Source organism: Sphingobacterium cavernae, from assembly GCF_008520265.1.
GTDB lineage: Bacteria > Bacteroidota > Bacteroidia > Sphingobacteriales > Sphingobacteriaceae > Sphingobacterium > Sphingobacterium cavernae.
In genome coordinates this window covers 1-11,721 of record NZ_VIQM01000082.1, presented here as the reverse complement: position 1 = coordinate 11,721, position 11,721 = coordinate 1, and the positions used below count along the sequence as shown (strand labels likewise).

12 protein-coding genes and 1 pseudogene are annotated in these 11,721 nt (G+C 34.0%); 5 read left to right on the top strand and 8 right to left on the bottom strand.

Features of this window, described 5'->3' with window-relative positions; all coding sequences use genetic code 11:
- On the top strand, window positions 1-926 hold a 926-nt coding region (locus tag FLS47_RS15235), incomplete at its 5' end, for an RHS repeat-associated core domain-containing protein (RefSeq protein WP_149915204.1).
- A gap of 35 nt (window positions 927-961) precedes the next feature.
- Window positions 962-1,390 carry a hypothetical protein gene (locus FLS47_RS15230; protein ID WP_149915203.1) on the top strand — a complete coding sequence of 143 codons (429 nt, stop codon included), beginning with the start codon at window positions 962-964 and terminating at the stop codon, window positions 1,388-1,390.
- Between the two features lie 40 nt (window positions 1,391-1,430).
- On the opposite strand, the gene FLS47_RS15225 is transcribed toward FLS47_RS15230, so the two are convergent.
- Window positions 1,431-1,742 (bottom strand): helix-turn-helix domain-containing protein, encoded by a 312-nt coding sequence (locus FLS47_RS15225; protein WP_223225336.1) that lies wholly within the window; start codon window positions 1,740-1,742, stop codon window positions 1,431-1,433.
- A gap of 21 nt (window positions 1,743-1,763) precedes the next feature.
- On the opposite strand from FLS47_RS15225, the gene FLS47_RS15220 reads away from it, so the two are divergent.
- Window positions 1,764-2,186 (top strand): hypothetical protein, encoded by a 423-nt coding sequence (locus FLS47_RS15220; protein WP_149915201.1) that lies wholly within the window; start codon window positions 1,764-1,766, stop codon window positions 2,184-2,186.
- 156 nt (window positions 2,187-2,342) lie between these two features.
- Here the strand turns inward: FLS47_RS15220 and FLS47_RS15215 are convergent, their stop codons facing one another.
- From FLS47_RS15215 to FLS47_RS15185, 7 genes are read right to left on the bottom strand one after another with little or no spacing between them, the layout of a single operon-like run.
- The gene (locus FLS47_RS15215; protein WP_149915200.1) at window positions 2,343-3,491 is read right to left on the bottom strand and encodes a type II secretion system F family protein; all 1,149 of its coding nucleotides are present in this window, start codon (window positions 3,489-3,491) and stop codon (window positions 2,343-2,345) included.
- Window positions 3,478-3,990: a type II secretion system protein gene (locus FLS47_RS15210; RefSeq protein WP_149915199.1), complete on the bottom strand. Its 513-nt coding sequence runs from the start codon at window positions 3,988-3,990 to the stop codon at window positions 3,478-3,480. Before FLS47_RS15210 ends, FLS47_RS15215 begins: the two co-directional genes overlap by 14 nt.
- A complete protein-coding gene (locus FLS47_RS15205; protein ID WP_149915198.1) occupies window positions 3,990-4,367 on the bottom strand; it encodes a type II secretion system protein in 378 nt (125 codons plus the stop codon). Before FLS47_RS15205 ends, FLS47_RS15210 begins: the two co-directional genes overlap by 1 nt.
- Window positions 4,355-5,632 carry a hypothetical protein gene (locus FLS47_RS15200; protein WP_149915197.1) on the bottom strand — a complete coding sequence of 426 codons (1,278 nt, stop codon included), beginning with the start codon at window positions 5,630-5,632 and terminating at the stop codon, window positions 4,355-4,357. The genes FLS47_RS15205 and FLS47_RS15200 overlap by 13 nt, the downstream gene beginning before the upstream one ends.
- Complete coding sequence (locus FLS47_RS15195) at window positions 5,563-6,237, bottom strand: toxin-antitoxin system YwqK family antitoxin (RefSeq protein ID WP_149915196.1); 675 nt, start codon at window positions 6,235-6,237, stop codon at window positions 5,563-5,565. Before FLS47_RS15195 ends, FLS47_RS15200 begins: the two co-directional genes overlap by 70 nt.
- Window positions 6,234-6,737, bottom strand: a complete 504-nt coding sequence (locus FLS47_RS15190) for a hypothetical protein (RefSeq protein WP_149915195.1) — start codon at window positions 6,735-6,737, stop codon at window positions 6,234-6,236. The genes FLS47_RS15195 and FLS47_RS15190 overlap by 4 nt, the downstream gene beginning before the upstream one ends.
- Window position 6,738: 1 nt before the next feature.
- Window positions 6,739-7,122: a hypothetical protein gene (locus FLS47_RS15185; protein WP_149915194.1), complete on the bottom strand. Its 384-nt coding sequence runs from the start codon at window positions 7,120-7,122 to the stop codon at window positions 6,739-6,741.
- Between the two features lie 247 nt (window positions 7,123-7,369).
- Between FLS47_RS15185 and FLS47_RS15180 the strand changes: the two are divergent.
- Together FLS47_RS15180 and FLS47_RS15175 are read left to right on the top strand one after the other, a co-directional pair.
- Window positions 7,370-8,278 (top strand): annotated as a pseudogene (locus FLS47_RS15180) (IS982 family transposase).
- Between the two features lie 338 nt (window positions 8,279-8,616).
- A complete protein-coding gene (locus FLS47_RS15175; protein WP_149915193.1) occupies window positions 8,617-11,598 on the top strand; it encodes a hypothetical protein in 2,982 nt (993 codons plus the stop codon).
- The last annotated feature ends 123 nt before the right edge of the window (window positions 11,599-11,721 follow it).

The following is an 11,721-nucleotide window of genomic DNA, read 5'->3' as shown; positions in this document are numbered from 1 at the left end:
AACAAACGGATTACTATCCATTTGGAAAACAGAGAACCCTAAAAGCAGGAATAAATAAGTATCTTTACAATGGTAAGGAAGTACAATCGGAGCTAGGCGATCAGCAGGATTACGGGGCAAGGTTCTACGACGCTGAGATCGGACGATGGAATGTGGTGGATCCGCTGGCTGAGAAGATGCTTTCATGGTCTCCCTATACTTATGCATTCAATAATCCCATAAGATTTATTGATATAGATGGATTGATTCCTTATCCTATTGTTATTAGGGCATTTGCTCCGTTTAAATCTTTTGGCTTCGGGTTTCATGGTGATAATAGAGGATATTCTACCAGTGCAGCAGCAACAGCACGTCTTCATCAAAGAATTAATTTTGATACAGATAAGATGTTAGTTACAAGTAAAGCATGGAGTAGTCCTACTTATAGAACTGGCAGTCCGGAAGGAGCAAGAACAGCGACTCCAGTATTAAAGAACGATGGGGATTGGTCATTTGCCCAAGATGGTGATAATAGGACTTATAATTTTGGATATCATGCAGCGGCAGCTAATCCGAAAACTCCTTCAGGAACTCCGGATATTGATGTATTTTCTGATTTTTCGATTACTGAAAATAAGAAAGCCGGAACACTATCAATTAGCGGATCATTAAAGGGGGATAATTTTCCAAGTACTGAGGCTTTTATTGCTGATCCACAAGGGAATAATGTTTTCATCGGGGTGGGGCAGATTGCAAAAGGTGTTGGAAAAAATACAGGCCCTTTTACAGAACTTCCTAGAGTAAATAAAAGGGATATTACCAGTTTTAATTTTACCATTACAACAGATAAGAAGGGCAACTTTACAGGTGTACAAGTAGGGAAAACAACTTATACTATTGAAGAGTGGAATAAACGCTTTACATCACAATCAACTCAGCAGCAATGATAAGGACTTATTTGCTATATCTATTCACAGGTTTAATGACTTTTTGGGTTGTCTTATTCCTGTTCGGTATTTCTGCAGGTTTTAGTAATTATGCACCTATACTTGCTCTTGTAGGAGCTGTAATACTGTTTTCTGTAGCTTCGCCCATTCTTGTTATCAAAAGAAAGGTAGGTTTGATCCTTGGTTTAATAGGGGTACTCTTGCTTTTACCATTTGATATAGGTTTTACCATTGGCATCTTTGAGGAAGAGTCTTTAAATTGGGGAACACTATTGGCACTAATCCCAATTGTATTAACTTTGCTTACTCTTATTTATTCTATAAAGGAGTTGAGGAGTACCGAAAAGCTAAAGATCGGAAATCGAATTATAAAGGTGACAATGGTTGCCCTCCCTTTGCTATTATTACTTTTGTATATATTATTTTATGGCAAATATTGGTCTTGGCAAATGTTTGTTGTTTAATTCATAACGCCCAATCTTTATCGGATTGGGCGTTATTGTTCTATTTGAGTATCGCCTGCATCTTGCTCTTGGCAAGGAATGCATCAAGCAGCGCAAATACGTGCTCCTTTTCGCTTTCGCTGAGCTTTTCAATATCCTGTATCCTTTCCACCGTCCGGCGGTCGAAGGCTGCGCTGCTGGCCTCACCTGCAAGGTAGTCCAGCGTTACGCCCAGTGCCGAAGCGATCTTCTTGGCCGCCTCGATGGAGGGTACGGCCTCTCCACGCTCGTACTTGCCGATCATCTCCCTGGACAGGCCGCTCTGCTTTGCCAGATCGCCCTGCGACCATCCCTTTTCCTTTCTGAGTGTTATAATGATAGGTTATCGGAGGATTTGCAGCTAAGTATAGCGTCAAATGATCCTACCTCTTTAACTTTTGGAAATGTCACTTTTTATATCAAATGTGATAATGAAAGTACTTTTTCTAAATTAACTTATACGGATATTTTGAATGGTTATTTAAATACTAATAAAATAATATCCCCCTCTGAGTACGTTAATGATTTATTTTTATCAAAGAAAAGAATAAAAAATCAAGTATGTTTACCACTTAATAATTCAATACTTCGGAAGTATAAAAATAATTTTGATTTGATGGTAACCAGAACTAGTACCGCTGATGGAATGTTTTTTAGAAATAATTTAAATTTAAAGGAAAAAGATTTGGATACTTATCTTTTTTTATATGCTCAAAATGGATATTTAATAGGTTTTGACGATTATTTGGGAAACATTACTTTATCTAAATTTAAGTAATTAGAAGCGTAATTAAAATCATTAATGATATACGAGTTAGATTTCGAAGAATTTATAATACTATATTAAATTGTTAGTCATAGCTAGATTAAGATGATCAAACTTCACTATACAATAATCGTTAATACATAAAAGTGCTTGCATATAATTAGTCTTTTAAAAACTATTACTCATTTGGAACATAGGAAGGTACATCGCAATTAGAATTAGTCCAACAACCAAACCAAGGAATATAATAATAAGTGGTTCGAGAATATTGGATATAGTGGAGGTCTTGTATTCTATTTCTTCGGTGAGTTGTGACGATATTTGCTGGAAGAAGAAATCCAAGCGATTGACTTCTTCTCCTACTTTGATGAGTTGTACAATTTTACCAGGGTAAAAATTGAATTTCGCTAAGCTCTCATGCAGGCTCTTACCCCGTAGTATAAGTTGCTCCACTTCGGTTAGCGACACTTGTATAGGGTAGAAATCCGACATTTGTCGAACCAGTTGTATAGCTTGTAGTAAAGGTGTATTGGTACTGACTAGTAAGCGCATGGTGTTAGCAAATCGAGCTAAATGCACTTTTCGTACCATATCACCCGCCAGCGGTAGTTTCAGTATCAAGGTAGAAGACCATTTTTTATGCCAGGTTTTCTTTCGGTTTAGATAAAGAAAAACCGATACAGCTAATAGGAACAATACACCATACCAAAACGACTGATCCATAAAGTTGGAAACTTTTAGGATAAAAGCTGTAATCCACGGCAGCTGCCCCCCAAAGCGTGTAAATACATCGGCAAACATTGGCACGACAAACTTAAGCATAAAGAATACTGCGCCAAAGGAGGTACATAAGACAATAATAGGGTAGGTGAGTGCGGAGACAATCTTACGACGTTGTGCTATTTTACTTTTGTAATATTGCGCTAACTCTTGGAGTACTTCACCGAGCTTCCCCGTCTCTTCACCAATCTGTAGGCTATAATATTCGTAATCGCTAAATTTTCCTTTCTGCTTGCGTATAGCTTCCGATAGTGCATCCCCTTTTAGCACTGTATCGCGAATGTTCTCAAAGATTTGTCCTTCTTTTTTCTTTTTGTAATCAATCAGTACCAAATCAAAAGCCGTCTTTAGATCCACCCCAGAAAGCAGGAGCATACTTAGCTCCAAATAGAACTCTTCCTTTTTACGATCCGGTAGTTGTCCACTGCTAAAGGAAATATCTGTATTGAGCAACACCAATATATCAAAAGAAGAATTGGGGGTATTGGTTTTTTCCTTTTTATTACGTTTGTAAGATGATATATCAATTTGTGTCATCGAGATTCGCTTTAGTGCTGTTCAGAATTTGTGTAGCAGAATATGATTTTGTAAGTTCTATTGGAATTGTTTGTCCTTTAAAATACACAAAACCTAATAGATTTTGTAATAGTGGAGTTTGGAAACCCTCTTTTTGAAGCCATTTTACTTCTTGTACCGAAAGTCGGAGAAAGAAACTATCTGTCTGTAGTGCATACTGCTCACGTAAAATCAGCGAGTCTTGCATACGGTAATTAATCTCACCCACCGTGTCACGAATACGCAGTTCACCTTCGCTATAGCCAATATGTTCAGCATTAGCCCAGTCTGCTGTCATCCGAGAAAAGAAAAGTTCGACCATATACCTATCCCGCTTTTTGTGCTGTTCTTGTGTGGAAATATTCAGAAAAGTTTGAAACGCATAGTACGCAAAAGCCGAAAGAATAGCCACCAATAACATTGCGATGGTGATCTCCAATAAAGTGAAGGATTGAAGCTTGTTTGTACCGTCTTTTTGCATTATTCTGTATCCTGCTGTTGTGCTGTATTAACTTCTTGTATACTGATAAGGCTATCCAGCAATTTGTTGTTACCCATTCGAATCGCATAAATCTTTAACTTTATTCTGTCAGTAAATGTTTCTAATTGCTCTGTTTCTATAAAATATTCAATACTATCGAAAACAATGGAGTTTTGTGCTATTTCATTTCTTACGTACGCTTGTTGCAGGCTCTTCAATTGTTTACGAAGCTGAAATGATTCTGTTGTAGAAGAGTTTTTGTTTAAGTTAGCATAAATCATCATTCCTATAGCAAATACTACGAGCAGAATGACCATAGCAACAATCACTTCTATCAGCGTCGAAGCGGCTAATTTTATCCCTTTTAATTGAGCCATGTGACGATGCGATTAGGAGTATTAAGCTGCGTTTCTTCCCATATAGCCGAGCGAACAATGAAGGGATTCAACGCAAGTCGATCAAATGTGACATCAATAAGGTAGTTTTCGTACATCGTGGTCACGGTTTGTGTGACAAAACGATAACAGTATGTACTTCCGGATACATAAAGCGGAGACTTGTATTTCAGCAAGCCAAAAGCAATAAGGTCACCTTCGATTTCTAGGTTTTCACCCAATTCCACCAGATGTGGCACGATGCTTCTTTCGTTCTCATAGAGCAAAATAGTTCCTGCTATTTTAGTTCGATCTCCGATTTTAAGCGCATTTGCTTGTTCTGCTTTTGTTGGATTCAACACCAGAGCAGAGGGATAGTTCAATACGCAGTTTTTACCTATACTGATGGAGTCTTTTGCAAAAGCTTGTAAACTGCCTGAAAAATTATCCTCGATCTTCACATAAGGCGCGATACAGATGATATTCTGGATATTGCAGTTACTGGAAATTGTAATGGCGGAATCACTTTGAATAATGATTTTTCCCTTTAAATTCCTATCCGAAAGTAGGATAGGGGCAGATTGATACATAAGAAATCTGTCTTCAAAAAAAGACTGCTGAACGATGGAGGAGAGATTTGCACTGCTGTTATCAAGATCGGAAAGAGATTGATAGATTGCTTCCAATCTTTCTGTACTAACAGTTGGTAATTCACGATTGCTGTATGATATTTTACCATCTACAATTTTTTCTAGGCCCTTATAGAAATTGCCATCCACAAAAGCAGGCTTGATTCCCGCCTGTGGAATAAACGCTTGTCCAATAATTTTCGTTTCCCCGCTGACTGAAATATTTCTGTCCTCATCCGCGATATACATGACCATGCTATCTGATAACTCTTTACCAAGTAATAAAGCCTTTCTCAAGGTGTCTTGTTTATAGCCAGCACGAACAGTTACCAGATCAAAAAGTCCCCAATGTTCTTTGGAAATACGTACAGAGTCATCTGTGTAGATAAAATTGGTCAATACCGTATCACTTAGAGGAAAGAAGTTGGAAGATACTAAGGTAATACCTGAAGAAAGTACTTCTTGAGTCATATCCCGAATCAGAAGCTTGTTTTGCTGTTGCTTATAGAAGGCAAACAAGTAAATAAGCGATCCTAGAATCAGCGTAATAATTAAAGAAATAATTAAGGTCAGATAGAGGGCTGAGGATTGGAGTCTTCCATTGTATGCCCTTCCTTCTTTTTGAACAGTTTCTTCCATTGTTCTTGTATATAGTTACCTGATCTTCTGAATAGATTTTGCTGGATATAATCCTCTTTCGTTATTTCTTTGCCTTTATTAAAGTATTGAAAGGTGGGAGCAGCAGAATTCGAAGTATACACGATTATTTTTCCATGTTTATATCCGTTTTTCTTATTACCACGTTCAATTTCATTGCCCAATTCATTAAATATAACATATTTTCCGGTTTGAATACCTTTTTTCCATGAAGTTCTTTCTTGCAAGGTACCATCGTTTCGCCATTTTCGCCAGTGTCCTGTTTTAAGTCCATTTTTAAACTCACCTCTTTCAGCCATTTTTTTATTGGGGTAAAACGCTGAAAAATCACCATGCAATATTTTTCCATCATATCCTCCTTGGTTTTGCACAATTTTGCCCGCAGTATACCAATAATATGTGCTATTGGTTGCTGTATTTGTCACCTTCTTTTTTTTAACATCAAATACGTACTTTACATTGGTCGAATCATCATGTAAGGTAATCGTTTTATTACCTAATAGATTTTGATAATAATCTAAGTTGGTCTGTGCATTAGATTTAGCCAACATAAGGTAGAAGAAAAGCGCTATAAAACTATATTTCATTTGTAAATTGTCTTTTGTTCACCTGCAGTTTTAATTCGAATATAATCATCGTGAATTGACAGTAGTTTGATTCCTTGAATAGATTCATGTTGCCCTACCATATACTGCTTATCCTGAATTTGGAGTATTGCGGTATTTTTGTTTGTTTTTTCATTCTTAATAAAACCCAAGTAAGCTATTTGAATTTCGGGTTCTGGTTCTACATAATTATAATTTTCTGTATTGGCATAATTATCCTCAACCGTAGCAGCCTTAGTCTGTTCTTTATTCAGTGTCTTAAGATTTGATTTATGATTAATCGGGTCCCTGTAATTCAACTGTAAGCTATCTAACTTTTTAATAGTATAATATGAGAGATTTTCTTCTTTTATGTCCCTATTCTTCGCAATAGCTACCACCGTTTCCTCGGGCTGCGTCGCTTGAAATATTTTATAGATCACATAGCCCCAAATACCAACTACAGTGACAATCAAACCGTATGTCAAGAACTTATTCTTCATACTACGGTTTATCTAGGATGCGAAGCTTTCTTTCTACAAAATTACCTACACTGCCATCGTTTTCAGGTCGAACACGCCAACTGTATGTACCTGTATCTAGACTAATTACCAATTTATCATCCCATACTACGGAATCCACAAGAATTTTATCTGTAGCAGAGAAATTGGGTTTGACCACTTGTACGCGATAATATTTAGCATCTTCATGTGTAGTCCACCAAAAAGAGACAATAGAATCATGCGTAATATAATTTTCTGTAGGTGCTAAAATTTCTATTTTATCATTATCAAGTGGATATTCCACAAATTCAGCACAAGATGTGGAGAATAGTAAGGTGCAAAATAAAAATGTAAATTTAATATAAACTAATACAGATCTTGCCATAATCAACTTTTAGCAGAATTATAAGTCCAAGATATGATTTTATTTAATGTTGTTATAATTTTTTCTTCATCCTTATCGATGTCAATTTCACAGAATGTTGTATCAGTCGCATTTTTGTGGAGTACTAAATAACGTGAGTTCGGGATAAGGAAAAAGATTAAAAATCTTAATTAAAAACATAAAAAAGGCTTGATTTTTGCATATAAATAGTTGATAATCAATAATATACATTATTAAATCAAGCCCTATGTTGAGAGATAAAGTTATAGAAATATTCGTTAAAGTGGATGATTTTTGCAAAGAAATTCAACCCATATTAGAAGAAAAGCGAATTGAAGATAAAAAATTAGGAAAAAGATGTCGTAAAACTGGATTGTGTGAGAGTGAGTTGATTAGTTTAATGGTTCTTTTTCATAGTGGACAATTTAGCAATCTGAAGTCCTTTTATGTCCATTATGCACTACCTCATTTGAAAGATTTGTTTCCTGGCATGACCTCTTATAATCGCTTTGTTGAACTTCAACCTCGATGTGCTGTTGTGTTTATGTTGTTTGTAAAAATGAAGTGCTTGGGCAAGAGTGTAGGAATCAATTTTATAGATTCTACACATATCAAGGTATGTCACAACAGAAGGATTCATCAGCAAAAAGTTTTTAGAGATACAGCCGAACGAGGACAATGTTCAATAGGTTGGTTCTAGGGATTTAAACTTCATCTTATTATTAATGATAAAGGCGAAATTCTTTCATTTTACCTTACTAAAGGCAATATTGACGACCGAAACCTAAAACATATGATGGATATGACCAAAGATATTTTTGGTAAATTATATGGAGATAAAGGCTATATATCAAAAGCTATGGCTGATATTCTTTGGGGTAACGGAATACAAATGGTAACAAAACCTAGAAAAAAAATGAAGGGATTAAATCTTTCTCAGACAGATAAAATTATGCTACGAAAACGAGCTATAATTGAATGTGTAAATGATGAATTAAAGAATATATGCAAACTACAACACACTAGACACAGCTCTGTAAATAACTTCTTATTGAATATTTTGGGAGCTTTAGCTGCCTATGCTTTCTTCTCTAAAAAACCTTCTCTAAATATTCAGTTTCAACAGCAAGAAAAGCAATTATTCCTTGCTGCTTAAACCGAACTCACGTTAAATAGTTTATGCCAGCAATTAACAATGCAGATACACAGCGTATTCTAGGGTCTTATTCAATACCTTTCTTGTAGTACGGCGATCATAACTTTAAAGGTTGGTTAAATCCAAGTTAAAACTATTTATTATAAGAAAATTATATTTTTGTTTTCTATCACTGTTTCAACAAAATAACGTTAAAACCTATTTGAATTCACAATTATAGCACTTTTGTGTGAATCGATTACTATAGTTTAGATTTACACTCACCTATGAAGTATAATAAATTTTTAAATTTTTTATTATTCTACTATATTAGTGACTTAGATTAATCTAATGAATTTATGAAAAAAAAAATAGATTACAATTATTTAAATTTACCTATATTAAAGTTGTGTTTCACTTTGTTGTATATACTTTGTACGCTTCTATCTTATTCACAAGGGAGGGATGAATATTTACCACCATCTCCTATATCCGCACAAATAAATAAGTATATAGAGATACCTGTTGATATTAGCTCCGGTCTTCCAGACATTTCCATTCCACTACATGTTATTTCATCAAAAGGAATTAATATTCCAATAAGTCTAAATTATCATTCTTCTGGAATAAAATTAGGTCAATCTGACGGGAATGTAGGACTTGGTTGGAGTTTGAGTTGCGATTATAGGGTTTCAAGGAATATTTATGGTCTTCCTGATTCAAAATATATTGAATTTTCGTCTTCTTTAAATCGACATTTGGCAGGAAACCAAGATAGTCATTTAAGTAGATTTCATTATAAGACACCAAGGACTCCCTTTCCGGATGAAAATATGCCTACAAGAAATGGTGGTGCTTTAGACGGTGAATATGATCAATTTTATTTTCAATACCCGAATTATTCGGGAAAATTTATTTTAACAAATAGATCGAGTTACCAAATGTTTGCTGTAGAAATAACACACTCTAATAATAGAATTGAAATAGAAGAAACCACTTCTTCTTCTGGAATTACAGGAATATTTATTCATGATGACAATGGTAATAAATATTCCTTTGGTTATAAAAATCTTTTGAATGGTATGACTCCCCCTATTGAAACATTAAATACACAGGGTGTTAATGCTATCACTGCTTGGGGACTTAATGAAATAAAGACTAAATATGGTAAATCAATTAATTTTGAATATGATATGGGCAATATTAGAACGAAATATTTCCCTCAATATACGCTATCAGTTAAACAACCAGCCTATACTGGAGTAATTCAACATCCAGAAAATTATTGGGATTATTATCCTCAGGAACAATATAATACTGATAATTATAATGTTTTTAATTTAAAAAGAATAGTTTCAGAGTTTGAAGTCGTAAATATTGAATATGAAAATCAGCAATCAAATAAAAAAATAAAAACTATAGAAATTAACAATAATCATTCAGGTGAATTAAAAAAGAAAATAGATTTTTTCTATGCTCAAAAATATGTTTTCCCAGAAGGTTACATTTTTTTAGACTCTATAGTTGTACGGAGCTCAGATAACATTCACAATGAGGTCTTTAGATTTACATATTATGATAAAAATATTGATTTGAATAATAAGTATTTTATTCAAGATCAATGGGGGTTTATTAAAGTATCTTCTAATAGAAATGGGATGTTGCATGACGAACTCGGAAATGATTATGCGCAAGATCAATACTCATATAATTCATTTCCATATAATATACCTGCAAATACTTTAAAAATGAGGTATAGACACGATATCTTCGATAATAAATATGAAAATGATAACCCGTGGATATTTTCTTTAAAAACAATCAAATATCCTACAGGTGGAATAACAGAATTTAGGTATGAGCAGAATAAAATAGCAAATTATAAGTTAACAGGCTATTCAGGTGGCATAAGAATAAAGTCGATTTCTTTTTTTGATGGTGCTGATAAATATAACAGTCAAAGTTTTAGTCATTCTAAAAATTATTTTTATGGGAAAAACAAGTCAGGTTTTGGATTTGTTGAGTATAATATTACTGAAAATGATTTTCGTGAAGAGTTTATTACACAATATCACTTAAATGAGCCTGTTTTTTCTCGTAATGTTTTTTACTCTTCAAGTATATTAAGTGAGTTACAAAGTAAGACTTTTTATGAAGAAGTCACGGAGAAATCTGTAGATTTTAACTTTAACAGCATGGGGGAGGTTTTAAGTGTTTTTTCAAATTTAAGATCTAATACTTTTACTAAATTTCCGGTAAATGTTCAACAATGGGAAACGCCATTTTATAATACTGATGGGCTTTATTATACTTCTCAATATAGAGATTGGATAAAACCCACTGTAAAAGCAAAATTTTACTTTGATAATAATGGAATATTAAAAAGAAAAGAAAACTATTTTTATGAAGTTCCTTACACTTGGGAGCTTGATGGAGCAAAAGTTAGAGCTTATGTAAAACCCAAATATGAATATGTAAATTCTTCAATTAATAATTCATATCCTGCTGAATCTTATTTTAGATCTGGTGAATATAGTATTTCGGTAGGTAAGCATTTACTTAAAGAGTTAAGAGTTGTAAATTATTTAAATACTGACTCTGTAGTCAATACACATAATTATTTTTATAATGAGCACTTTCAAAAAAATAAGGAAATAATACAGACAAGTGGTAATGGAGAAATCGTAAGAAATTTTTTATATCCAAGTGATTTAACAGATGAAGATATTTCAGGATTAATGATGTATAATCTTCGTGATTTTAATTATCTTTTAGAAGAAAATGAATCTATAAATGGCATTGAAAATAAACGAGTTGTAAATAAGTATTCCGTTCATAATAATGTGATAGTTTTAGATTCCATTAAGCAAGTGTTAAATAATAATACTTTAAATGTAATAACAATGCCTATCTACGACACTTACGGCAATCCATTAGAAGTTAAGAAGCAAAATTTACCGAGTACAGTTTATCTATGGGGATATAGTGGTCAGTATCCTGTTGCCAAGATAGAGAATGCTACCTATCAACAAGTTCTTGAGGTCTTAGGAGGAGGTTCTACACAGGCTAATATTAATGCAGCTAACTCCCTTTTAAACCAGTTAAACGCTGTTAGTGTTACGGATGGTACTATTATAAATACAATCCAAACCTTAAGGACTCAGCTTAGTAATTCCCAAATTTGGACATATACGTACAAACCTTTGGTTGGCATGAGCAGTGAGATAGATCCGCGAGGTATTAAGACAGAGTATAAGTATGATGGCTTCCAACGTCTAAAAGATGTCTTAGACTTTGAAGACTATTATTTAAAAACTTACCAATATAATTATAGGCCATAATATTATGAGAAAATTACTAACCTTAATACATTTTTTGAGTTTTTGTGTCTATAGTTATGCTCAAACTCCCACCACGTCACAGAACTATATCGTGGAGAAGACGTTCCGTCGGGAGTATAAAGC